The sequence below is a fragment of the Bacillus sp. TE9106W genome (assembly GCF_054062215.1).
Map to the genome: position 1 here is coordinate 64028 of NZ_JBSSFA010000012.1, position 23914 is coordinate 87941.

Annotated in this window: 30 protein-coding genes, 2 pseudogenes and 1 riboswitch; of the genes and pseudogenes, 12 read left to right on the forward strand and 20 right to left on the reverse strand. The window is 34.7% G+C overall.

Annotated features, from left to right (window positions below; translation table 11 throughout):
- Nucleotides 1–194: 194 nt before the first annotated feature.
- Nucleotides 195–1544 (forward strand): cytochrome ubiquinol oxidase subunit I, encoded by a 1350-nt coding sequence (cydA, locus tag ACVWY7_RS20025; RefSeq protein WP_001286160.1) that lies wholly within the window; start codon nt 195–197, stop codon nt 1542–1544.
- Nucleotides 1534–2562 (forward strand): cytochrome d ubiquinol oxidase subunit II, encoded by a 1029-nt coding sequence (cydB, locus tag ACVWY7_RS20030; protein ID WP_000017662.1) that lies wholly within the window; start codon nt 1534–1536, stop codon nt 2560–2562. The genes cydA and cydB overlap by 11 nt, the downstream gene beginning before the upstream one ends.
- A 166-nt stretch (nt 2563–2728) precedes the next feature.
- On the opposite strand, the gene ACVWY7_RS20035 is transcribed toward cydB, so the two are convergent.
- Entirely contained in the window at nt 2729–2962 is a 234-nt protein-coding gene (locus ACVWY7_RS20035; protein ID WP_033682702.1) for a spore germination protein, read from the reverse strand.
- A gap of 84 nt (nt 2963–3046) precedes the next feature.
- On the reverse strand, nt 3047–3853 hold the full coding sequence (locus ACVWY7_RS20040) for an S-layer homology domain-containing protein (RefSeq protein WP_000523322.1): 807 nt from the start codon (nt 3851–3853) through the stop codon (nt 3047–3049).
- A 708-nt stretch (nt 3854–4561) separates the two neighbouring features.
- Between ACVWY7_RS20040 and ACVWY7_RS20045 the strand changes: the two genes are divergently transcribed.
- Nucleotides 4562–5599 (forward strand): YdcF family protein, encoded by a 1038-nt coding sequence (locus ACVWY7_RS20045; RefSeq protein ID WP_073522270.1) that lies wholly within the window; start codon nt 4562–4564, stop codon nt 5597–5599.
- A 186-nt stretch (nt 5600–5785) separates the two neighbouring features.
- Nucleotides 5786–6658: a YitT family protein gene (locus ACVWY7_RS20050; protein ID WP_000411239.1), complete on the forward strand. Its 873-nt coding sequence runs from the start codon at nt 5786–5788 to the stop codon at nt 6656–6658.
- 3 nt (nt 6659–6661) lie between these two features.
- Here the strand turns inward: ACVWY7_RS20050 and ACVWY7_RS20055 are convergent, their stop codons facing one another.
- The 6 genes from ACVWY7_RS20055 to ACVWY7_RS20080 all read right to left on the reverse strand — a co-directional run bounded on the left by ACVWY7_RS20055 (nt 6662) and on the right by ACVWY7_RS20080 (nt 9711).
- Complete coding sequence (locus ACVWY7_RS20055; RefSeq protein ID WP_429669314.1) at nt 6662–6901, reverse strand: hypothetical protein; 240 nt, start codon at nt 6899–6901, stop codon at nt 6662–6664.
- Nucleotides 6889–7107 carry a hypothetical protein gene (locus ACVWY7_RS20060; protein ID WP_000180098.1) on the reverse strand — a complete coding sequence of 73 codons (219 nt, stop codon included), beginning with the start codon at nt 7105–7107 and terminating at the stop codon, nt 6889–6891. The genes ACVWY7_RS20055 and ACVWY7_RS20060 overlap by 13 nt, the downstream gene beginning before the upstream one ends.
- Before the next feature lie 97 nt (nt 7108–7204).
- On the reverse strand, nt 7205–8020 hold the full coding sequence (locus tag ACVWY7_RS20065; protein WP_000071198.1) for a DUF4247 domain-containing protein: 816 nt from the start codon (nt 8018–8020) through the stop codon (nt 7205–7207).
- A 12-nt stretch (nt 8021–8032) separates the two neighbouring features.
- On the reverse strand, nt 8033–8539 hold the full coding sequence (locus tag ACVWY7_RS20070; protein WP_000051759.1) for a DUF4178 domain-containing protein: 507 nt from the start codon (nt 8537–8539) through the stop codon (nt 8033–8035).
- A gap of 21 nt (nt 8540–8560) precedes the next feature.
- Complete coding sequence (locus ACVWY7_RS20075) at nt 8561–8965, reverse strand: DUF350 domain-containing protein (RefSeq protein ID WP_000220324.1); 405 nt, start codon at nt 8963–8965, stop codon at nt 8561–8563.
- Between the two features lie 80 nt (nt 8966–9045).
- Nucleotides 9046–9711: a PspA/IM30 family protein gene (locus ACVWY7_RS20080; protein WP_000110287.1), complete on the reverse strand. Its 666-nt coding sequence runs from the start codon at nt 9709–9711 to the stop codon at nt 9046–9048.
- Between the two features lie 401 nt (nt 9712–10112).
- Between ACVWY7_RS20080 and ACVWY7_RS20085 the strand changes: the two genes are divergently transcribed.
- The 4 genes and pseudogenes from ACVWY7_RS20085 to ACVWY7_RS20100 all read left to right on the forward strand — a co-directional run.
- Nucleotides 10113–10691 (forward strand): lipoprotein BA_5634 family protein, encoded by a 579-nt coding sequence (locus tag ACVWY7_RS20085; protein WP_000737486.1) that lies wholly within the window; start codon nt 10113–10115, stop codon nt 10689–10691.
- Nucleotides 10692–10800: 109 nt separating this feature from the next.
- On the forward strand, nt 10801–10938 hold the full coding sequence (locus tag ACVWY7_RS20090) for an EndoU domain-containing protein (protein WP_230459591.1): 138 nt from the start codon (nt 10801–10803) through the stop codon (nt 10936–10938).
- Nucleotides 10895–11296, forward strand: coding sequence for a hypothetical protein (locus ACVWY7_RS20095; RefSeq protein ID WP_000413492.1), 402 nt, complete (start codon nt 10895–10897; stop codon nt 11294–11296). Before ACVWY7_RS20090 ends, ACVWY7_RS20095 begins: the two co-directional genes overlap by 44 nt.
- Nucleotides 11297–11365: 69 nt before the next feature.
- Nucleotides 11366–11461 (forward strand): annotated as a pseudogene (locus ACVWY7_RS20100) (YolD-like family protein); the annotation flags it as partial.
- 70 nt (nt 11462–11531) lie between these two features.
- On the opposite strand, the gene ACVWY7_RS20105 reads toward ACVWY7_RS20100, so the two are convergent.
- From ACVWY7_RS20105 to ACVWY7_RS20115, 3 genes are read right to left on the reverse strand one after another with little or no spacing between them, the layout of a single operon-like run.
- Nucleotides 11532–11702 (reverse strand): FeoB-associated Cys-rich membrane protein, encoded by a 171-nt coding sequence (locus ACVWY7_RS20105; protein ID WP_071736650.1) that lies wholly within the window; start codon nt 11700–11702, stop codon nt 11532–11534.
- A 13-nt stretch (nt 11703–11715) separates the two neighbouring features.
- Nucleotides 11716–13704 carry a ferrous iron transport protein B gene (feoB, locus tag ACVWY7_RS20110; RefSeq protein WP_071736651.1) on the reverse strand — a complete coding sequence of 663 codons (1989 nt, stop codon included), beginning with the start codon at nt 13702–13704 and terminating at the stop codon, nt 11716–11718.
- On the reverse strand, nt 13701–13928 hold the full coding sequence (locus ACVWY7_RS20115; protein ID WP_000060516.1) for a FeoA family protein: 228 nt from the start codon (nt 13926–13928) through the stop codon (nt 13701–13703). Before ACVWY7_RS20115 ends, feoB begins: the two co-directional genes overlap by 4 nt.
- Nucleotides 13929–14122: 194 nt before the next feature.
- Nucleotides 14123–14224: riboswitch (TPP riboswitch) on the forward strand.
- Nucleotides 14225–14310: 86 nt separating this feature from the next.
- Between ACVWY7_RS20115 and thiT the strand changes: the two genes are divergently transcribed.
- Nucleotides 14311–14979, forward strand: coding sequence for an energy-coupled thiamine transporter ThiT (gene thiT, locus ACVWY7_RS20120; protein ID WP_001246605.1), 669 nt, complete (start codon nt 14311–14313; stop codon nt 14977–14979).
- A 207-nt stretch (nt 14980–15186) separates the two neighbouring features.
- Here the strand turns inward: thiT and ACVWY7_RS20125 are convergent, their stop codons facing one another.
- The 6 genes from ACVWY7_RS20125 to ACVWY7_RS20150 form a co-directional block, all read right to left on the reverse strand.
- Nucleotides 15187–17061 carry a sensor histidine kinase gene (locus ACVWY7_RS20125; RefSeq protein ID WP_073522274.1) on the reverse strand — a complete coding sequence of 625 codons (1875 nt, stop codon included), beginning with the start codon at nt 17059–17061 and terminating at the stop codon, nt 15187–15189.
- Entirely contained in the window at nt 17058–17747 is a 690-nt protein-coding gene (locus ACVWY7_RS20130) for a response regulator transcription factor (protein WP_001097098.1), read from the reverse strand. The genes ACVWY7_RS20125 and ACVWY7_RS20130 overlap by 4 nt, the downstream gene beginning before the upstream one ends.
- A gap of 39 nt (nt 17748–17786) precedes the next feature.
- On the reverse strand, nt 17787–18407 hold the full coding sequence (locus ACVWY7_RS20135; RefSeq protein WP_073522284.1) for a class D sortase: 621 nt from the start codon (nt 18405–18407) through the stop codon (nt 17787–17789).
- A gap of 89 nt (nt 18408–18496) precedes the next feature.
- On the reverse strand, nt 18497–18934 hold the full coding sequence (locus ACVWY7_RS20140; RefSeq protein WP_073522285.1) for an LPXTG cell wall anchor domain-containing protein: 438 nt from the start codon (nt 18932–18934) through the stop codon (nt 18497–18499).
- Nucleotides 18935–19112: 178 nt separating this feature from the next.
- The gene (locus ACVWY7_RS20145) at nt 19113–19445 is read right to left on the reverse strand and encodes a hypothetical protein (RefSeq protein WP_456523942.1); all 333 of its coding nucleotides are present in this window, start codon (nt 19443–19445) and stop codon (nt 19113–19115) included.
- A 184-nt stretch (nt 19446–19629) separates the two neighbouring features.
- Nucleotides 19630–19845, reverse strand: coding sequence for a hypothetical protein (locus tag ACVWY7_RS20150; protein WP_002156638.1), 216 nt, complete (start codon nt 19843–19845; stop codon nt 19630–19632).
- A gap of 160 nt (nt 19846–20005) precedes the next feature.
- Here ACVWY7_RS20150 and hpt point away from each other — a divergent pair, with 160 nt between their 5' ends.
- Together hpt and ACVWY7_RS20160 are read left to right on the forward strand one after the other, a co-directional pair.
- Nucleotides 20006–20533: a hypoxanthine phosphoribosyltransferase gene (gene hpt / locus ACVWY7_RS20155; RefSeq protein ID WP_073522289.1), complete on the forward strand. Its 528-nt coding sequence runs from the start codon at nt 20006–20008 to the stop codon at nt 20531–20533.
- 258 nt (nt 20534–20791) lie between these two features.
- Complete coding sequence (locus ACVWY7_RS20160; protein WP_000167908.1) at nt 20792–21694, forward strand: diacylglycerol/lipid kinase family protein; 903 nt, start codon at nt 20792–20794, stop codon at nt 21692–21694.
- Nucleotides 21695–21733: 39 nt separating this feature from the next.
- Here the strand turns inward: ACVWY7_RS20160 and ACVWY7_RS20165 are convergent, their stop codons facing one another.
- The gene (locus ACVWY7_RS20165; RefSeq protein WP_000830221.1) at nt 21734–22243 is read right to left on the reverse strand and encodes a DUF2199 domain-containing protein; all 510 of its coding nucleotides are present in this window, start codon (nt 22241–22243) and stop codon (nt 21734–21736) included.
- A gap of 54 nt (nt 22244–22297) precedes the next feature.
- Nucleotides 22298–22445, reverse strand: a pseudogene (locus ACVWY7_RS20170) (DUF7003 family protein); the annotation flags it as partial.
- 145 nt (nt 22446–22590) lie between these two features.
- On the opposite strand from ACVWY7_RS20170, the gene ACVWY7_RS20175 reads away from it, so the two are divergent.
- Nucleotides 22591–23550: an Rpn family recombination-promoting nuclease/putative transposase gene (locus tag ACVWY7_RS20175; protein WP_000483100.1), complete on the forward strand. Its 960-nt coding sequence runs from the start codon at nt 22591–22593 to the stop codon at nt 23548–23550.
- A gap of 148 nt (nt 23551–23698) precedes the next feature.
- Here ACVWY7_RS20175 and ACVWY7_RS20180 read toward each other — a convergent pair whose 3' ends face one another.
- Nucleotides 23699–23878 (reverse strand): hypothetical protein, encoded by a 180-nt coding sequence (locus ACVWY7_RS20180; RefSeq protein WP_000604845.1) that lies wholly within the window; start codon nt 23876–23878, stop codon nt 23699–23701.
- Nucleotides 23879–23914 lie beyond the last annotated feature (36 nt).

The following is a 23914-nucleotide window of genomic DNA, read 5'->3' on the forward strand; positions in this document are numbered from 1 at the left end:
CTACATGAATAGTGTACCAAAATATGAAAAACTCAAAAAGGATATCGCTTTATAGTAAAAATAAGATATTTTCAGATAATCGACATAATTCTTTCAAAATATACACACAGCTTTGTAACAAGTCTCACATACTATAATCCTATTTTCACTATAAACTAATTGTAGATAATGTAAAAAAGGAGTGAATATTTATTATGTCCGACGTTCTGTTACTGAGTCGTTTTCAATTTGCAATTACTATTTTTTATCACTTTTTATTTGTACCTTTGACAATCGGACTTGTCATTTTAGTAGCATGTATGGAAACTCAATACGCCCGCACATTGAATCCAACATACCGCAAAATGGCAAATTTCTGGGGTAAATTATTTACAATTAACTTCGTAATGGGGATTATAACCGGGATTACGATGGAATTCCAATTTGGAACAAACTGGTCTGAGTACTCCAAATATATGGGAGATATTTTCGGATCCCCTCTCGCAATCGAAGCACTCGTTGCCTTCTTCTTAGAATCTACTTTCATGGGAATATGGTTATTCGGTAAAGACAAAATTTCACCAAAGTTCCGTGCCTTCTGTATGTGGATGGTTGCACTTGGAACAAATATTTCCGCCCTTTGGATTATTACAGCAAACGGCTTTATGCAAAACCCAGTTGGCTACGTCGTGCGTAACGGCCGCGCTGAATTAAATGATTTCTGGGCACTCGTTACGAATCCATACGCTTGGAATATGTTCTTCCATACTGTAATTGGTTGTTATATTGTTGGTGCTTTCTTCGTTATGGCAATTAGTGCCTATCACTTATTACGTAAAAATGAAGTTGAGTTCTTCAAAAAATCATTTAAGTTTGGTTTACTGTTAGGCTTATTCGCCGCAACAATTACACCGTTTATAGGACATCAATCTGGTGTATCAGCAGCTAAATATCAACCAGCTAAAGGTGCTGCGATGGAAGCTGTTTGGGAAACTGGAAAAGGACAAGGCTTCTCGATTGTTCAAATTCCTGATGTAAAAAACGAAAAGAATTTTGAATTCCTTACGATTCCGAAACTAGGAAGTTTCTTCTATACAAATTCATTTGATGGAGAAATTGTTGGTTTAAAAGATATTCCGAAAGAAGATCGCCCAAATGTTAACCTCGTGTACTATAGCTTCCGCTTAATGGTTGCACTTGGTATGTTCTTTATGGCATTAACTTGGTACGGTTTCTACTTAAACCGAAAAGGAAAACTGGAAAACTCAAAACGTTACTTAAAAATTACAATATGGTCTGTTTTACTACCATATATCGCAATTAACGCTGGTTGGATTGTTGCCGAAGTAGGTCGTCAACCATGGACAGTTTATAAACTAATGCGTACAGCAGAATCTGTATCACCTATATCTGTCCCGCAAATTTGGTTCTCTTTAATTAGTTTAATCTTGTTCTACACTTTACTTTTAATCGCAGACGTATATTTAATGCTGAAGTTCGCGAAAAAAGGACCAGCAGCATTAGAAGAACCTGCTACTAAGGGAGGCGTGGCTCATGTCTCATGATATGCTTGCAATCATCTGGTTTGGTCTATGGGGCGTGATTTGGACAGTTTACTTCATTCTTGATGGGTATGCACTTGGTAACGGAATGATTTTTCCTTTCGTTACGAAAGATCGACAAGAACGAAATCAATTACAAGAAGCAATTGGCCCGTTCTGGGGCGGTAATGAAGTGTGGTTAATTACAGCTGGTGGTGCAACATTTGCTGCCTTCCCAGTCACTTATGCAAATATGTTTAGTTATTTATATACACCGTTATTCTTAGTATTACTTGCACTATTTGCTCGGGCTGCTGGACTGGAATTCATGCATAAAGATGATTCACCAATTTGGCAAAAAACTTGTAAATGGGCATTTGCAATTGGTAGTTTCTTAATTGCTTTCCTATTCGGTGTTACATTTGCTAATCTTTATTACGGACTGCAAATCGGAAAAAATGGCTATGAAGGAAATTTACTTAGCTTACTAAATCATTACGGTATTTTAGGAGGATTGTTCTTCACTGCTATATTCGTCGTATCCGGTGCCCTTTGGGTTATGATTAAAACGACTGGTGAAGTATCCGACCGTGCTTATAAAATCGCAAGACCATTTTCAATGGCAGCTGCTATCATTTTAGCTATTTTCTATGTAGCAACTGCAAATCGTACAAATTTATTCCAAAACTTCACAGAGTACCCGGTACTATTCATTCTTCCAGTACTTGCAATGTTAATGAGTGTACTCGCGCTTATTATGGTGTACAAACATAAAATCGGTCTTGCATTCACATTCGTTTGCTTAACAATCGCAATGTTTATGACAACTGGCTTTGCGGGTATGTTCCCAAGAATGTTACCATCTCGTATTAATGATGCTTATAGTACAACGTTATACAACGCAGCTGGTAGTCAATTAAACTTAAAAATTATGTTCTTCGTTGCAATGGTTATGGTACCAATTGTTATTGGATATCAACTTTGGAGTTACAGTATCTTTAAAAATAAAATTCATAAAGACTCTGCTAAAGGGTACCACTAAAATGAAAAAAGACACTTCGTTTGAAGTGTCTTTTTTATACGTATGATTTTCGATAGGATGTTATATTTCTAATCTAACAACTATAATACAGAAGAATCATTAACAGCTCACAGCTAGATTGTAGCACAAGGTAAGTTCATCATTTTATGCAACTTTGCATATTTCTCTATAAAGTAAATTGTATTCCTTGATCATTGACATCGCTATCCCCTACATCTGATGTACTAATCCCACTAAATGTTTGTACTTTTTTTCCTGTATTCGATGATCCCGATCCATTATAAGCTTTCGTTTTTTCAATCGGCTGCACGTTATATTTATCTCCTAAATTAATCGTTCCGTTACAATTTTCAATAATAACACCTTCCACAACTGATGGCATTTTGTCACCCACTTTCATTTCCTTACTTTCATTTTATGAAAAGTGCCTAAAAAAATAGCATGTTTCCATAAGAAAAAAGCACTCAAACTGAGTGCTTTTTTCTTATTTACCTTTTTTCTTTTTCTCACAAGCAATTCCATCGCCATCACGGTCTAAATGCTTACCATAATAAGGACTATCTCTTGTAATATCATAATATCCCGCATCGTTTGCTTCTTTACAGTTAGCAAAACGTTTCGGATCTGGTTTTACTTCTGGTTTCGGTTGTGGCTGTGGTTGTTTTGCTCCTGGTCTTTCTTCAAATGGTAACGTTGCATTATATAAGAACTGAACGTATTGTTCACGACTTACATGCATTTTAGGTGCGAATGTACCATCACCAGTTCCAGCCGTAATATAATTTGATTTAATTGCAGTAATCGCAGGATTCGCCCATCCATTTCTATCTACATCCGGGAAATTATGATCCCCTCTAATTTGCAATTGGAATCCTCTTGTCAAAATTTGTGCCATTTCTTCACGAGTTAACGAATCTTTCGGTCTAAATTTTCCTGTGTTATCTCCAACGAATACACCCATCTCTGTTAAAGCAAGAATCTCTTTCTTAAACAGAGTTGAACGATCCGTAATATCTTTATATGGATTGTTATACTGTTCTTTTACTGTCGGTTTTAAATGACGGAACATAAGAGCGGCAACTTGCTCACGCGTTACATCATCACCAAATCCAAAAAGTCCATTTCCGTATCCAGCAACAACGTTTTTATTTGCTAAATCCATAATTGCTTTATAAGACCAATGATTGTTTGGAACATCTTTAAACTCTGCGCTTGCTTGCGCTGTTCCAATTGAAGTAACTGCTGTAGTTGCAACAATTGCACCTGTTACAATTAATTTTTTTAATCCCATACTTAAGTCTCCTTCTCTTTACCATAATAACCATTTAACAATATAACAAATTATTTAAATGTATATTGTCATATTTTGTCGAACACAAAAAAGAATCCAAAGGATTCTTTTTTGCTAAGCATGAATGGCAAGTCTGGAGACAGTTGACTTCTTCAAAAATTTATTAGGGGTAATATTTTGAAAAAGAAAGCCTTTCATATGTAGGTTAACACCGCTGGAATATATAGTAAATTGATAATATTTATACGGAAGATTGCTAATGTTTAGTATAGATAGTTTCCACTATGCAAACAGTAAAAACTGTCTATACTAAACAATAAAAAGGCGCCTTCAGAGAAGGTGCCTTTCATAAACAAACACTATAAAACAGAATTATTTATTTTTATACGATTGTTAGATACAAAAAGTAGAGGGAAATGTTTGTATTAAATTCTGCTTTATATAGTCTGCCTACCACTTATATTTTAATCCTCTTCACTTGAAAATAAATCTAATATGCATAATTACATACAAAAAAGAAAAGACACTCCATAGAGTGCCTCTTCAACCATTTTACTTTTAATATATCGCTTTGAATATATTGTAACATATGTATCCATATATTTTATTGAGAAAATTCAAAATCCTTTTTCTTTCATTTTCAATTATAAAATCATGTAATATAAAAGGTATGTCAAATTCTTATACAAGTCGAGGTGTACTATATTTATGCTGTATTTCGGAATTATCCCTCTTATACTGTTTATTATTTTTCTTATCTCCTATTTAAAAGATCCACGAAAAATAATAAACGGCTTTTTATTTAATACCTTTATCTGTTTTTTCCTTCTTTTTTGTGTAATTATATCTGTGAATTCAAGTAGTGATATCTTACGCTATAGTATCATTTTACCTATTTTAGCACTTATCATTATGATTCCTTTTGGCATTATTGCCTTAATGTTTGGGTTATTTCTTAATGCTAGAATTTTAATGAAGCGCGAAGGACGACGGTTCACTAACTGTTTAACACTCCTTGCTGCTTTAGGGATATTATTCTTTATGTTACTTCCTATTATAAATCCAGCAAGTTTGGTCTCATCACATTTAGAGCCTATTTTTGCAGGTATTTCCCTTATAACTGTATATTTCTTTATACACTTATCTAACTTTTTAAGCGCTTATTTTCTATATCAATTCAACAGACCAAGACGTAATCAAGATTTCATCATCGTTCTTGGAAGTGGCTTAATTAATGATAAAGTACCACCTTTACTTGCAAGTCGTATTCATAAAGCAATCGACTTTTACTGGAAACAAGCAGCTGTGAATACACCACCAACAATTATATTTTCTGGTGGCCAAGGTCCAGATGAAGGCCTTCCTGAAGCAGAAGCGATGCAAAAGTATGCTGTTGAAAAAGGAATTCCGCTTGAACATACAGTGCAAGAAAATCGCTCTGTAAACACATATCAAAATATGTTGTTCTCTAAAGAAATTATGGATTCTTTAAAACCTGAAGGTAAGTATAGAAGTATCTTTACAACAAACAACTTCCATCTTTTCCGCGCCGGTATATACGCAAAGCAGGCCGGTCTTAATAGCCAAGGAATCGGATCAAAAACTGCTTTTTATTATTGGCCTAACGCGATGATTCGTGAATATGTTGCGATTGTCGTAATGGGGCGTAAACGTCATATGAAGTTTTGCGGAGTTATTTTAGGATTCGCTTTATTTGTATCAGTACTTAGTTTTATATTTTCTTAATAGCATCCCATCCTTTGAAAGGATGGGATTTCTTATACTTATTTCAAAAATATTTTAAAGATAATATGGTGATAATATTCCCTGCATACATCCTTTAAAGAGAATTTTTTCAAATTAAATGTTAAAATGGTAATTAGGTGTGAATTACGTAACAAATAAGAAACTAGTTTGAAACGAGGAAATTACATGGAGAAAATTATCAAAAACAAGCCCAATAAGCTAAAAATTGCTTCAAAAGCTTTGATGATTATTATTGGGGCATTTATTACAGCGTACGGATTAGAAGCAGTATTAATTCCAAATAACGTATCAGACGGTGGTGTAACTGGTTTAAGTATCGTTAGTTCAAGATTATTTGGATTGCCATTAGGAGCTCTAATCGCAATTATTAACATTCCTTTCGTTTGGTTAGGATATAAGCAAATCGGTAAAAGCTTTGCAATTTATTCTATTATTGGGATTGCTTCATTAGCAATAGGTACCGTTGTCATGCACGGAATACCAGCTATTATTGAAGGGGATACATTATTAGTTACAGTTGTTGGTGGTATCATTATCGGTTTTGGTATGGGACTAGCATTACGTAACGGCGGGGCATTAGATGGAATCGATATGCTAGCTGTATTGCTTTCTCGTAAGTTACCATTTGGAACGAGTGACCTTATTTTATTCTTAAACATGTTCGTATTTATTTTCGTATCTACAGTATTCGGTCTTCAGGGAGCTATCCTTTCGGCAATTGCGTACTTTATCGCTTCGAAAGTGATTCATATCGTTGAAGTCGGTTTAAGTGGTTCGAAAGCATTTAAAATTATTACAAAAGAGCCTGAATTAATGGTAGAAACAATTCGCGATCGTTTAGGCCGAAGTGCAACATATAACGAAGTGTACGGTGGTTATTCAAGAGAGAAATTCAAAGAAATTTCTTGTGTAATTAACCGTTTAGAAGAAAGTAAAATGAAAGAACTTATTAATGAAATCGATCCACACGCTTTTATTACAGTTTATGATGTAGCGGAAGTAAAAGGTGGTAACTTTAAGAAACGTGATATTCATTAATCGTTATGAAAAACGAGGGTGTGCCAATATGTTGGCATACCCTCTTCTTTTACCATTGTCAGTTTTTGTCGGTAAGTCGATATATTCTAATAATCGCTGATATATTTTGAGTTGTGGTCGATATATTTCGATAATCGCTGATATATTTTGAGTTGTGATTGATATATTCCAATAATCGCTGATATATTTTGAGTTGTGGTCGATATATTCCAATAATCGTTGATATATTTTTACTCGCCCCATCTCCCCCCGCTTTTAATCCATGCTACGTATTTTTGAAAAGCCGGTACTTCTTGTTGAAAACGAAGCGGAACATATAGAAAAAGAGTACATGTACATAATATCCATAGAATACCTACTACAAAGTGGAATTTCATCGTTGTGCTAATAAACAAACTTAAGAATAAGACGAGGAACATAATTACACTAAATCTTTTATACATAGTCATACTAATCCCTCCTTATAACTTAATTGTACCAGTTACAAAGAATTAATTTCCACAATAAAAAGACCGAAAAGCGAATTCCACTTTTCGGCCTCTATACCTATCTTCTCTTCGTAATTTTCCCTGAACCACCGACCCTCGTTTTCGGAGGCGATGTATTCCTTGGCGGCGTTTTAATAGATGATTTCGGCTTCACATCTGATCCGCTTGAACCACCTGGATTTTTCGTAATTTTCCCTTTGCTTCCAGTAGAAGGCGGAGGCGTACTACTTCCTTTTTTCGTAATACTTCCTGTATCTCCTACAGAAGGTTTCGAATCTACATTATCGCCTCGCTTAATGATAGATCCTTTCCCTTCCTTCGTAATTGGAGGCGGGGTTTTCTTTTCTTCTTTCGTAGGTGGTCTTTCTGGAATAACTGGTTTATGATTTTGTCTGTCATTATATCCGCGATAATCACCGTATGATGATTTTCGTGAACCGAATATATCGTTTAAAATACTCCCCATAATATATCCTTGCAGGAAGGATGGTTGGTAATTTTGACGGACAAATTCTTCATTGCTTACTTCAATTAACGTATCAGATGGTTTCTCTTTATCCTTTTGCAAATTATACATTTTATCAGAATAAACGAGGAACATTTGATTTTCATCTTCTTTAGATGCTTGCTTCGGTTCTCTTTCATTAATGAGTTCCTTCGCTACTTCAGGAACTGACCGATTGGCGGCCCTATACACGTAAGATTCTTGTTTACCTTCTTTTGCGACAGATTCAAGCGGATAACGGTCTTGAATCGACTTTGTCTGTCCGCCTTGGCAACCTGATAAGGCATATCCAGCAACAACAAGTAATATAACGATAGCAAGTATAGGGATCACGAACGATTTAATCATGGTAAACAATCGGTTTGACATGATTACGCCCCCTTACGTTGCTCTTATAATTTGTACATCAGCAGGAATAATTGCTTCTCCCTCATACATCATTGTGCGACCATTTTGCCATTCAATACGCAATAATTTTCGATTATCTGATTGGAATTCCCATACATACTGTTCTTCTGAAGCAGAGAATGGTGTTTTCCCCATCACAACAACACGTCCGTTATATTGCTCTTCCATATGGTACTCTGTATCATCCATCTCAATTGTGGTCGGAATTTCATCAATCGAATCTAAACGACCATCAATTGGTGTATATAATTTATAATACGTATTTTCACGGTCTTCAATTTTTAAATAACGAATATCTTTCCCGTCTTGTAGTGTTAAAACAATTTCTTTACGAGAATGCATACTCGTTTTCCCAATTAATTCGTACATGACTAATGAAACTTCAACCATATCGCCAGGAGCTAACGTTAACAAACTTTTCTCTGGTTTCGGCGGTTCTGGGCTTTTCATTATATTTTTAATTCGTTTAAATAAACTCATGATCTACCCCTCCTTCTCTCTTTATAAACAAGCACCTAAAATAAGTGCACCAACAATATGTAATGATCCGGCCAACATCGCGTGTGCAACACTGCCTTCTTTCGTACCTTCTTCTAAATCTAAGCCAGCCATTTTCTTTAACACAAATTCGATAAACATTTCTACTACTAATAAAATAACGAAAGAAACTGCTGATGCAAGTAGCGCTTGCCATAAGTCATTTGCTTTCGTAATCGATTGAGATAAAATGTACCCTTGCGCCAATAATTTCATGACGAAACGAGTTGTTACAGCTGTATTCCCATTTTTAATTTCTTTTAAGTCATTGTATTTAGTAAAAATTGAATCAACCCACATAATTGCAAATAAAAGTACTGCACTCGCTCCAGTCCATACAAGCATGGCTAATACATTTGTCCATGTCATTGCAAAACCTCCTCTAAAAAATAATAGAAAACCGACATGAATTTATTTAGACATGTCGGTTCATTTGTCTCTATTTTATATTATTTCTCATACTGCTTCATAATACGAGCTAATTCATCATCAACAGCAGAATTTTTGTTTAAGCTTGCGAATTCATCATCTAATGACTTTTCTTTTTTGTACACTTCACCGCTTGCTTCTGCTTCAGCCTCTAATTGAAGAGCTTTCTCTTCCATACGGCTTAAACCAGCTTTCGCTGAGTTTGAATCAAATCCAGACATCGCCTGATTAATATTCTTTTGTGCTTTCGCCGCATTTACACGTGCTACAAGTGTCTCACGTTTATTTTTCAGCTCTGTTAATTGCTTACGCATTTCTTCTAGCTTCAGGCGAAGATTGTCAGCAGCGGCTTTGTTTTGTTCATAGCTTGCTTTATACTCATTCATCTTTTGCTCTGCATTTTGTTTTTCTTCTAGTGCACGGCGCGCAAGATCTAAGTTACTAGCTTGAACAGCCATATGAGCTTGCTCTTCACGTTTTTTCACAAGTGCTTCTTGCTCTTCAAATAAGATTTTGAATTTCTTCTCTAGTGCAATTTGAGCTGCTACACTTTTCTCAGCTTCTTGTACATCCGCTTGCATATCGCGTAAATATTGATCCGTCATCTTAACTGGATCTTCCGCTTTTTCAATTAATGAATACACATTTGACATTGTTAAATCTCGTAATCGTTTAAATACAGACATCTAAATTCCTCCTATAATATACCTCATATTTCAAATTCACTACTTGGAAAAATAAAAAATCTCCCTTAACAGTAAAGAATGGTCATTTTTACAGCTATGTGTTTATTATAACAAAACGAAGATGTACTTACATGTTATTTCCAAAATACATCCAATATAATATGACATTCTAGATACAATATTGTATTTCTAATATATTCTCATTATTTCTCTTTGAAATTAACTTACTTTTGTGCACTTTCACTAAATTACATTATTGTAATGTTACTGTAAGCTAACTCGATAGTTACGTTTCCTTATTTCTTATACACTAATACTAGAAGCAACAAACAAGCTTCTCATCATTTCAGAACGAATACAAAAATGTATTTACTATAAAACAGATAAAAGGAGAAATCACCATGAAAAAATTAGTAGGAATCGGGTTAGCAGCAGCAATTTCATTCGGAGCATTATCAGGTTGTTCTTTATTAGGAGAAAAAGCAAACGGATTTGTACTGTACGGAACAGAAGAACAAGTAACACAAATTGCAGATAAAAATAAAAAAGAAGTGAAAGAAAAAGACTTCTATAAAATGAAAATGACAACATTAGACGGTAAAAAAGTTCTTGTCATGGATAAGAAAACTGGTGAAGAACTTGTGAAGAAAGAGTTACTTAGCAAAGTGGATGCAAAAGACGACACGAAGCCACTTGATAAATTACCAGCTGTAACAACAGAACAAGGTGTATTATTCGCAAAAGAAAAAGTAGAAAATGCTACACTTGATGGGGCAAAATTAAAATACGAAGGCAATACAATTATCGGAAGTGGCCGTACATATACAGATATGTATGCCATTGTTGATGACGCAACTTACAGCAATGTAAAAGGTGATGAAAAATCTGTTGGGGTATTAAAATTTGATAAAGACCCAAGTAAAGAATTTCCTGGAAAGAATGATGTAGAATCATCACAACTTGTAAAAATTAAGAAGTAAAACAAAAAAGCTTCGCGAATGAAGTGCACCCCAATTGTTAGACACATAATTAACAATTGGAGGTGCATTTTTCCCTAAGGATTGGAATAGAGTCCAGGTAGTCGATTCTATTAAAGAAGCATATACCAATCGTGTTCAAATCGCTCCAAATAAATACGTAGGGCAAACTTCTTCTGGATTTAAGGTTGAGATGATTATTGAAAATGGAGAAATTACCACTGCTTATCCAAAATATACGAGAAGATAGTGAGGTTGTATTAATGAATTATTCACATGAATTTTGGCGTGACCCATTTGGTGGACTAAGAATTCGTTTACCAAAAGAAATTGCTATTGTATCTGACTTTATAGAAAATCTAGATGAAGATGAAGCGGATGAATACATAGAAGTTTTAGACCATGTCGTAGAGGGAAAGTACCCTAGTTATGAACTAGAATACAATGCTGCTGCTGTATTTATTGAACCTAAATATACAAGCGCGATTAATTATTACATTAGCCCACCAAATAATCAATGTAAATTAGAAACTTCAGAATTTAGGAGATTACTTTTGCTTTGGAGAAATAAAGTGATGACAGAAGGACGAGATATTGAAGTAGATTAAAAAGACTGCCTGTAATGAAGTGCACTCCAATTGTTAGACACATAATTAACAATTGGAGGTGCATTTTTTATGGTTAAATTTTCTTCAAAAGATAAAATACAAGCAGTAAAACGATATCTAGAAGGTACTAAAGGTGGAAAAACCATTGCTAATTCTATAGGAGTTCAATCCTTAGTAGTTGCTTAATATATTTTTCTAACTTTTTGGGTTCAATTCAAATTCGCAAAGCTTTTTTCTATTTATTATGAGCAATTTTCTCCGTATCCGGACTACAAGTTTGCGACTGACATGACTTATTCAAAGAACATGCGGCGCATTTTCCTTTTTTACTTCTCTTTACAAAATGAACTAACGTATATGCTGCATAACCAAAAATGATAGCTCCAATTATAATATTGACCATCATTATACATCTCCTTCTAGAATCCGAGTAAGGATCCAACTTGGTATATAATAAGCGTTAATACATAAGCAACTACGAGCGGATAAACGACTGAGAAAATCGTCCATTTCGCTGATCCAGTTTCACGTTTAATAACGGCTACTGTCGCTAAACACGGAACATATAATAAAATAAAGAACATAAATGCATAAGCTGATAACGCAGTATAATGTGCTCCCATTACATTGCCAAGCACATCTTCTTTCACCGCATAAATAATTGCCATTGTAGAAACGACAACTTCCTTCGCTAAAAATCCTGTTAAAAGGGACGCTGCAGCTTGCCACGTTCCAAATCCAAGCGGTGCAAATAATGGTGCGATAAATCCGCCAATCATGGCTAAATAACTGTCTCCCATATCAACACCAAATCCTGATGGACCTGCATAATTTAATAGCCAAATGACAACAGAACCACCGAAGATAAAGGTACCTGCTTTACGAACAAATCCTTTCCCTTTCTCCCACGTACTTAGCCATAACGTTTTCGCTTGTGGCACGCGGTAAGGTGGTAGTTCAATAACGAAGATAGATTTTTCCGCTTTTAAAATAGTAAGAGACATAATTTTTGTAACTAATAACGCAAGAACAATCCCTGCAACGTATAAAGAAAACACAACCGTTGCCTGACTATGAGGGAAGAATACGCCCGCAAATAACGCATATACAGGTAAACGTGCCGAACAAGACATAAATGGTGTTACAAGAACTGTAAGTAAACGTTCTTTGTCTTGTTCAATCGTTCTCGCTGCCATAATACCTGGAACGTTACATCCGAAACCGATAATCATGGGAATGAACGCTTTTCCGTTCAAACCAAAAAATTCCATAATTCTATCCATAACAACTGCAATTCGCGCCATATATCCTGAGTCTTCTAATAATGAAATGAAAAAGAATAGTGCAAAGATTTGTGGAACGAATACTAATACAGCACCAACACCGGCAATAATACCTTCTGTAACGAGTGCTTGAATAAAATTAGAAGCTCCGATACTTGTAAGTCCAGCTGTCACCCAATCCGTAAGCTGTCCAGCAAAAAATTCATCTAACATATCCGATAAAGGTGTCCCAATCCACGTAAACGTAACCTGAAAAATAAAAAACATAACTGCTAAAAAGATTGGAAGTCCTAAAATTTTATGTGTAATTAATCTATCCATTTTTTCTGAAAAAGGAATTTTCCCTTCTTTCTCATGCTTCATAACATTTGTTTTTAATTTTTCAATATACGCTTCACGAGTTTTGTATATATGCTCTTCCAACGTACAATCAAGTTTTTCTTCTAAGCGAGATCGAATGGCTTTGAGTTCCTTATAGATTGGTAATACCTTCATTTCTTTTTCTACTACTTCGTTATTACTTAAAAATTGAAGCGCTAACCATCTCGGATGCTCATAATTCGCTTTCTCTAAAAGAGAAATTACTTCTCCAATTCCTTCATCCATTTGTACACCATATGAAATAATGAATGGCTTTTTCTCTTTTTTGTCATTTTCTTTAAGAGTTGCAAGTAATTCTTCACAACCTTTTCCGCTTCTTGCAACGACAGGAACAACTGTTACACCTAATAGTTCTGATAATCGTTTGACATCAATTACAATACCTCTTTGCTTCGCCACATCAACCATATTTAACCCAATTGAAACTGGCTTACCAAATTCAAGTAATTGCAACGTTAAATGCATATTCCGTTCAAATTGCGAAGAATCCACAATATTTAACATATGCTGAAATTCTTCTGTTAATAGAAAATTTGTTACAACACCTTCATCACGTGAAACTGGATTCAAATCATACACACCTGGTAAATCAATTAATGTTCCTTGCTTATCTTTTAATTTACCAACCTTCTTTTCTACTGTTACACCGCTCCAGTTTCCTACGTATTCATAAGAGCCAGTAAGTGCATTAAATAATGAGGTTTTCCCTGTATTCGGATTCCCTAGCAAAGCTACCTTATTCACACTAATTCCACCTTTATCATTTTCGCGTCACAATGACGAATACTAATTAACTGTCCACGACACTCCAATGTACAAGGACCTTTGAACATCGCTTTCTGCTTCATACGAAGTTCGCTTCCTTCAGAAAGACCAAAAGCAGCTAGCCTTCTCTTTAATAAATAATCTAAAGACCGCATACTTTTTACTAACACTTTCTCACCGATTTTAATATCTACTAAGCTCATAACCTTCCCCCTCCGAAGAGAATGATAATTATTTTCAAAAGAATTATAGCACACTCTATTTCTTTGGCACTATCCCCTTTGACTTCATATTTATTAACATTTTTCTACAATTTTATTTCAATCATTGTCATAATGGATTCGTTTGCCATTCTCACCCATTTCGCTTACAATAAACAATAACAAATAAAGAATTTCGTTATCACAGGGGGAGCCATGCCGCTGAGAGGGAACACTTCGTTCCGACCCTTCGAACCTGTTAGTTAATGCTAACGCAGGGATTGTGCAAACGTCCGAAATACATACCTCTTTTTTATTTACGTATTTCGTATCCTCCTATGATATCTATTCTTTTTTGTACAACTTGGATTTAGGGGGAGACAACATGCGTAACACCAATTTACAAGCGATGATCGAATCTGCTATTCTTGCAGCCTTCGCCATGGTCATCGACATTTTACCATTATCAATCAGCCTTCCAACAGGCGGTTCCATTTCATTTGCTATGATTCCTATTTTTATTATCGCATACCGCTGGGGCTTCAAAATGGCTTTCTTAGGAGGCTTAATTTGGGGATTATTACAAATTGTCGTAGGCGATGCCATTATCGTCACGCCACTTCAAGTACTCATTGAATACTTCGTTGCTTTCGCATTCATTGGATTTGCTGGTTTATTCTATCGTCCAATTCAAAAGGCACTTTTAACATCCAATGAAAATAACTTAGAACAATCCAATTTAGGTAGTCGCAAAGACAAACCTTCTTCCAAACAAAACGAAGGAAAAAAAGTTCTTGGTTACATTATTGTTGCTACATTTATCGGTAGCTTTGCTCGCTACTTCTGTCACTTTATTGCCGGTATTATTTTCTGGGGACAATATGCACCGAAAGGTCAATCAGCTGTGCTTTATTCATTAATCGTAAACGGCAGTACAATGCTCGGTTCTTTTATTTTATGTACAGTTTTACTTATATTTTTATTCCTTACTTCACCACGCTTATTCAAGAGCATCAATGCTTATCAAATAAATGCAAACAAAAAGGGCGCTTAATAAGCGCTCTTTTTTCATATCGTAATATCAATTAAAAAAACAATAAATGCGCAAAAGAAAATAAATACCATTATACTTAGCCAATTGCTATGCACGGTTCATCGACTCCTTACATAACCTCATTTTCTAAACAAATTATACTGATTAAAAATAAAGATTAGGTAAAGATAATATGAAAATAAATTAAAAAAGCGTAGATAATATGATCTACGCTTTTTTCGGTAAATAGAAATAAAATAACACACCATCTTCTGTATTTTCTGCCCCATATTCAGCATCATGTAGTTCTAAAATATTCTTTGAAATGGCAAGCCCAAGACCTGTTCCTCCTTGCGAACGCTGGCGAGCTGCATCCACGCGATAAAAACGATCCCAAATTTTATCTAATTGTTCTTCTTCAATGTGAGTACCTTTATTTTCAATACATACTTTTATACGATTTTTTTCATCTATTGTAGAAATAATAATATCTTCTTTATTTGGTGTATAACGTATCGCATTCGTAATGAAGTTCACGATGACTTGTTCAATCCGGCCTTGATTTGCTACTACTTCAAATAGACCTATATGTTTATGAACACGAAGTTCTTTTTTCTCTATTTCTACAGAAAGGTGTTCACATATATCTTCAATTACTGTATCAATATAAAATGAATCCTTTTTCATTTTATATGTGCCTGACTCAAATTTAGCTAACTCCAGCATATCCAAAATTAACGTATCCATTTTGTCTACTTCCCGTTCCATCGCTTGAAAATAGTACTCTTTTTTATGCTCGGCTACTCCATCTTTTAAAATAGAAATACAGCTTTTCATAATACTCAGCGGTGTTTTTAGTTCATGTGAAACACCGGAAATAAATTCTTTCCGCGTCTTTTCTAACTTTCTTTCCTTTTCAATATCTTGTTCTAGTTGTCCAATATGGGAATTTAATTTGTTAGAGAGTGTATTAATATTTTTCGATAAATCACCAATTTCATCTTTTGAAGTAATCGGTATTTGTTCTGTGAAATCTAAATGCGCTATTTTCTTTGTCGTATCATTTATTTTTAATAACGGTTTTGCAATTTGTTTTGAATAATAAAATGCAGCGAGAAAAATAAGAACGACTACAAATGCAATGATGTAAATGTAGTAATCTTGCACCATTTGTACAGCTTCATCTACAGGCTGTAAAGAAGCCATCGCATATATATAAGTTACTGATCCATCTTTTTCTTTTATTGGCTTGATTAATAATTTATATTTAATATCATTTTTTTCATAGTCCATTGTTTGTGTTGCATATTGTATGTGCTTGCTCTCTTTCAATAATAAATCCGTTTGAAATTCTTTTATGTTATCTAAAAAGATGCTATTTTTATAAATTGGATTTATAGGACCTGTTACATCCGGAAGCTGAACTTTCGTAATCTTTCCAAACATATCGAAATCTGAATTTTGAACGACCCTCTTCTTTTCCAAATCACTCAAATTTCCAGCAATATTTTTTCTTTCCTGAACGATAATGTCTTGAGCGACTTTTGGCCCATCCTCGCTTATCTTACGTTCTTTTTCAAGTAATTTCTTACTTAACGGTTTATTAGCCCAACTTAAGTTCTGTTCTGGTAATTGTAAATATAATGTGATAAAACTGCCATTTCTTTGCAGTCCGCTAAGATACACTTCTTGCCCTACAAAACTAGATAGTGCTCCCTTTTCAATCTCATCTACATTCATGAGATAGTTCAAAGGAATATAGATCATTTTGGGTCCATATTTCTTCTCTGCCCTTTTTTCTAAAACAACCTCAAAATAGAAGTCGTTCGCATGTTTTAAATTCCCGTTCTGATCTAATGTCGTAATCCACGTATTATTTTCTCTTAAAAAGTCTTGCTCCAGTCGCTTAATTTCTTCCACATTTCCTGCATAGTTTAAATAATTCTTCTCAAAGGAATTTAAATTCACTTTAATATCTTCCACTTTTCGATTCGCGTAATATTGTTTAAAAAATATCGTTTGTCCAATAAAAATCGTCGCTAAAATTAACATACATAGCGCTGTTGTGAGGGTAAATAATTTTAGTACAATCCCTTTTCTCATACATTCCCCTCAAATTTATAACCTGTTCGTACTACAGTTGTAATGTACTTTGCTTTCTCTCCTAATTTATTTCTTAAATTACGAATATGACTATTAACCGTTCGATCATCGCCTGCAAATTCGTATCCCCAAATTCTTGAAATGAGTTGCTCTCGCGTTAAGACAATTCCTTGATTTTTCATAAAATACGCTAATATTTCAAATTCTGTATGTGTTAAATTAATGTCTGTTTTATTTACCGTAACAGTACGCGATGGAAAATGAACATGAATACCATGGATTGATAATATATCATCTTCATTCTCTAAAAGTTGCTTTGTCACTTTTCTACTCTCTAACAACCGTTTCGCTCTTGCTAATAAAATTGGTGGGCTATATGGCTTCGTCACATAGTCATCCGCCCCAAGTTCAAATCCAAGTAACGTATCATCTTCATCTACACGTGCCGTCAACATAATAATAGGAACTTCGGATGTTTTACGGATTCTTCGGCAAACAGACCATCCATCGAGTTCCGGCAACATAATATCAAGAATAACTAAATCAACCTCTTCTTCTTCAAATACAACTAAAGCCTCTTTCCCGTCCCTCGCTTCAAACACTACATATTGCTCACTTAAAAAATAGTCTTTTAATATTTCACGTAATATATCTTCATCTTCCACAATTAAAATGTTTTTTGCCATAACTTATGTATCCCCCTCCCGCTTTTCGAAACTACAATTTCATTTTGAATAACTACCAGTTAACTTCGCCTCGATAATATATCTATCTGGCGCATCCCCTATATAATCAAATGGGTAACAAGTCGTCAGTGTTAGTATCGGTTCTTCTTTTTTTATAATAACAGTACGATCATCCGCATGGGTAATCCATATTTTTTGAATTTCATATGTGTACGTTTTATTATCATACTCTAAAACAAGAGTGTCTTTTTCTTTCAACTGTCCTAATTCTGTAAAGACAGTATCCCTATGCCCACTTAGTACAGTATGTCCTCCTCCAGATGGCGTTGTCGTTACATCACTAACGAACATTCCAACTCCTTTTTTCAAAGTTGCATCATCCGCTCCCCAATATATAGAAAACTTCTTCTTTAATTTCGGTATATTTAACATCGCTACCTTTTCTCCTTCTTTATGTTCTGTTTGAGAAGAAGGCACTTGAGAAGTTACCAGTGTTTCATAAGGAAGTTGATTATGTTGTATATTTTTAAAGCTCTTTATTTCCTCATTCGTTAATTCTTGCGCAGAACTTTTTCCTTTATACCATTCCACAGCGTAATAGGATCCCATAAGTAGTCCTATAGCCATCAATATGATACCGATATAATTGAGTAACTTCATTCTTCATCCCTCCATGCCAAAAATGGTAGGAATAACCTACCATTTTTAATATATGAAATTATCCCATTCTTTATAGGGCAATATTGTAATTACGCCTTAACTTTATTGCGACGTTTCAAACCAAATAATGTACCGATTGCTACAAGACATGCACTTAATCCCATCATTGCTACATTATTAGATGCTGTATTTGGTAATTTTTCACCTTTTACTATTTCCTTTATCTGCATCTCACTATTTGCTCCAACTTTTACTATTGCATCTTTTTTAGCTTCATTATTCTTTTCTTGTACTTTTATAGCTTCCTCTTTTTTAGCCATATCACTTTTTTCTTGTGCTTGCACCGCTTGTTTTTTCTCTTCATCACTCTTTTGCTGTATCTTAATTGCTTCTTCTTTTTTAGCTTTATCTTGTTGCAGTTGCGTTGCTTCTTCCTTCGTTACTGTTCCAGTATCCGCACTTGCTACTGAAGAATATCCCACTGTTAAAAGTGCTATTGCACAGATCGGTAATAGTTTCTTTTTCATTTTATTTCTCTCCTTTTATACGTTTTACATCACTTCGCATCGGATGTATCACTAGAATAAACAAGAGATGTAAATATGAGATGCAGATGAAATATATTTTATTTGAAGATTTCATTGTAAAAAAATAAAAAAACATCGCAATATATACGATGTTTTTTCGGGTGTGTGTCTCAATTATTTACATGTTACTTTCGCGTGATTTAGAAGTAGAACGGGCCGGAGCGATAACTAATTGTTTCGGCTCAGTTTTCTTTAAGTGATTTTTGACGTTACACTTACGACGTTGAACAACCCACGCTTTAATAGGGTTTGTCAAAATAACCTTTTGCTCTTCGTTAGGGGTCTCTTCTTCAAACCTACAACTATCGCTCCACTTACTCCATTTCATTGTAAATTTAGAAGAAGAATGATCGTCTTCTCGATCAAACAAGTGCAAAAAATCCATTTCGCCAGCCAGCATTACGGTGTTGCTAGTTGCTAAAAAAGAAAAGGTCGTCCAACGTTTCTCCATGCCCTCCTACTCCTTTTTCACATATAGAGTGCCTAAAACTTAATTTACCTAAAATATGCTTGCCTTTTACCTTACACCCATAGTTTATCCAAAACACTACTATGCAACTATCGATTTCCCTTACAACTACCTTACATTTTTGTAAGAAACAAAAAAACCTTCACTATGCCTATGTGAAGGTCTCTTATTTCTTATCTATATGGTCTTTCATATCATCAAGTCCAGCTTCTTGCAGCTGTGACATCATACCATGGGAAATTGCGCCTAATACTAAAGTCATTCCAATTAGTGAAATACGAATCGCTGGTACATCAATTATATAAGCCAACAATCCAAGAACAATTGTTAATAGTAATGCTTTTATAAATGTTACAGTTGTGTACTGTTTCTTCTTCATTATAATCACCCTTTATGGAAGCGTTTTCTTAATATAATTAGTATATCATATCATCAGATGATTTTGTTCGTATTTTGTAAAAAATTACTATCTCCTTTGACTTTTTCCTTTCTATCCTTTACAGTCGAAATGTTCACAAGTTTTACACTGTAGGAGGACTCCAATGAATATTGAAATAAAAGACACTTTAATTTCTGAAAAACAATTACAAGAAAAAGTAAAAGAACTAGCACTTCAAATCGAACATGATTTTGAGGGAGAAGAAATCGTAGTAATCGCTGTATTAAAAGGATCTTTCGTATTCGCTGCTGATTTAATTCGTCACATTAAAAACGATGTAACAATCGACTTTATTTCTGCATCTAGCTACGGAAATCAAACAGAAACAACTGGAAAAGTAAAACTATTAAAAGATATCGATGTAAACATTACTGGCAAAAACGTAATTGTCGTAGAAGACATTATCGATTCTGGTTTAACACTTCACTTCTTAAAAGATCACTTCTTTATGCATAAACCAAAAGCGTTAAAATTCTGTACGCTACTTGATAAACCTGAGCGTCGTAAAGTGGACTTAAAAGCTGAATATGTTGGCTTCCAAATTCCAGACGAATTTATCGTTGGCTACGGTATCGACTGTGCAGAAAAATATCGTAACTTACCATTTATCGCTTCAGTTGTAACGGAATAATCGTATAACTTAAAAAATCGATAGTACATGAAATTTATATCGGCGATTTTCAAAATATATCGACCGTATCTTAAATTATATCGGCGATTTTTCAAATATATCGACTGTAACTCAAATTATATCGGCGATTTTTTGAATATATCGACTTACCGACAATAACCGACAATCTTAGCACCCTATTAATTAGGAAGAAGCTGTTCTGAAATACATCGGAACAGCTCCTTCTTTCCATTACAAAAAAACAGGGAGAGATGAAAAATGACAAAGACAAAATTTGAAAAAGTACTCCTCATCGTAAATCCAAAAGCTGGACAAGGCGACTTACATACAAATTTAACGAAAATCGTACCACCTCTTGCCGCAGCTTTTCCTGACTTACATATCCTTCATACGAAAAAGCAAGGTGATGCAACAAAATATTGCCAAGAGTTTGCTAGTAAAGTAGATTTAATTATCGTCTTTGGTGGTGACGGCACTGTATTTGAATGCACAAACGGCTTAGCACCTCTTGAAACTAGACCTACACTTGCAATCATTCCAGGCGGAACTTGCAATGACTTCTCTCGCACACTAGGCGTTCCGCAAAACATTGCAGAAGCAGCAAAACTTATCACAAAAGAACACGTAAAACCAGTTGACGTTGCAAAAGCAAACGGACAATATTTCTTAAACTTCTGGGGGATTGGTCTCGTATCTGAAGTATCAAACAATATCGATGCAGAAGAGAAAGCAAAGCTTGGTAAAATCGGTTACTACTTAAGCACCATTCGAACTGTCAAAAATGCTGAAACATTCCCAGTTAAAATCACTTATGACGGACAAGTATATGAAGACGAAGCTGTTCTTGTCATGGTTGGAAACGGTGAATATCTTGGCGGCATCCCGTCCTTTATTCCGAACGTAAAATGTGACGACGGAACACTTGATATTTTCGTAGTCAAATCAACAGGTATTCAAGCATTTAAAGATTATATCGGAAAGAAACTATTTGAAGACTCAAATGAAAATGACATCTTCCATGTAAAAGCGAAATCCATTCATATTGAAACAGAGGACGAAAAAGAAGTAGATACAGATGGAGAAAGTTCCCTTCACACACCTTGTCAAATCGAATTGTTGCAAGGGCACTTTACGATGATTTATAATCCTGCGGTTGTATAAGAAAAAACGAGCGATATCACTCGTTTTTTCTCTTCTAATCTAGTTGTGTCCTTGGATCATTTCCTCTATTTCTTTAACTCTCTCTAAAGTAATTCCATTTCTTTGTTCAATTGCTAAAGGATGCTCGGTTGGCTCTAATTCAACATACGGTGCCATTCCTATTTCTCTTATATGTATATTTGTTTTTAAATTTAATGTTTCTGGATAAACTGGTATTTCTACAGATAACCAGCCAAAATAAGGATCACTCTTTTCTCTGCCTCTCTCATCCCACTTTTCTAATACTTCATCATAACTTTCTTTACTAAGTGATACCCACACAGTCCATATGAAATTTTCATGGCAATTAATAATAGGAAGCTCTAAACAACCTCTAATAAAGTAATGTTCACCGTCCATTACACAAAGATCTGATGTTAAATGGAAGCGACCCTCTCTTTCATGAGGCGCTACCTCGTAATAATAATATGGTGCTTCACTTCCGTAGCATAAAGGTAGTGCAAAACGATTCATTTGTACTTTTTCTCCGGATTTTCTTCTTCTTTTCATTTATTATTCTTTCTCCTATCTTTTTCAGTCACAATCAAACTCCACCCAATTTTTCTAGTGCGTATTAGCATCCTTTTTTCACAATAATACTTGGATCTTTCTTCTCTATTGCAGCGGCTACTGATTGGAAGAATTCATTTTCACTTACTTTTTCATCTTCAACACGTTTCCATTCTTCGGTTTCATAAGCTATTTTCCAATTTCACTAGAGTATAACATAACCATGCTTGCCTGTGACATTCTAATAATACTTCTAAAAAATAGAAGAATAGCTTGTTTGCATACTCTAGTTATTTTTAGATAAAATGAAGAAAAGAAGCACCTTCATATAAGGGAGAGGACATACTTTGTTCAACCAACAATTAGTGAATTTACGCATTGATTTTGCATTTAAACAATTGTTTGGTACGAATGGTAGTGAAGATATTCTCATTGCCTTTTTAAACGCGATGTTACAAGAGTCTTTAGAGTCACCTATTGCTTCTCTACAATTAGAAGATCCACATTTACACCGAGAACACGCAAATGATAAATTATCAATTCTAGACATTTCAGCAACATTAGGCACAGGGACAAAAGTAAATGTAGAAATACAGCTTAATAATAATCACGATATGATGAAACGCAGTTTATATTATTGGGGAAAATTATATACATCTCAGTTACAAAAAGGGATGCCCTACAGTGCACTTCGTAAAACCATCACCATTAATTTATTGAACTTCATAATGTTTTTAGATCACAAAGAATTTCATACAAAGGGTACATTATGGAATACACAACAACAGAAACTCTTGAGTGACGACATAGAAATCCACATTATAGAAATTCCAAAATTAACAGAACAATGGCATGAAGAAAAAGTAAATCCGTGGAAAGACCCATTTGCTCGTTGGCTTTTATTGCTTTCAGCAAATGAGGATGAGCACTTAACTAAACTATTGGAGGATATTGCTATGAACCAAGACCCTATTTTACAAAAAGCAATAAACAAGTGGGAACGTATGAGTCAAGATTCCTCTTTCCGACAAGCCTATGAGGCAAGGGAGAAAGTTTTAATGGATGAAGCAGCAAAATTCGCCCATGCAGAGACAGAAGGTATGAAAAGAGGTATGAAAAGAGGCATGGAAAAGGGCTTAGAAAAAGGTATAGAACAAGGTATAGAAAAAGGGCGAAAAGAAGGAGTTCAACAGGGAAAAATCCAAATGATTAAAAGTATGTATGATCTTGGCATACCACTTGAAACGATTGCTAAGGCAAGTAAATTGAGTGTGCCTGAGGTTGAATATATTTTAGGACATAAATAGCAATAAAAAAGAGCTTGAATTGTTTCAAGCTCTTTTTCATCAACTTCTTGGCATACTCCGCATTTTTTTATAGCATTGAAATTCCCCAACATTTCCTTCAAAAGAAAAATCCAGCACCATGCAAAGTGATTCGGCGGACTTACTTGAACTAAAATATTACATTACATTTCGAACAAAAAGGAGCAGAATTCCCTTTTCTAATTTTCGCATCACATTTTGGACAATATACGTATCGTTCTTCTATCTTTTGTCGTTCTATCATATGTAAAGATACTACCCTCATACTGCACATAATCCCAATTAATATAAGACTAACAACGAGTATCATACCTCTCACTCCTCCCATTTAAATTTTACCATAAAA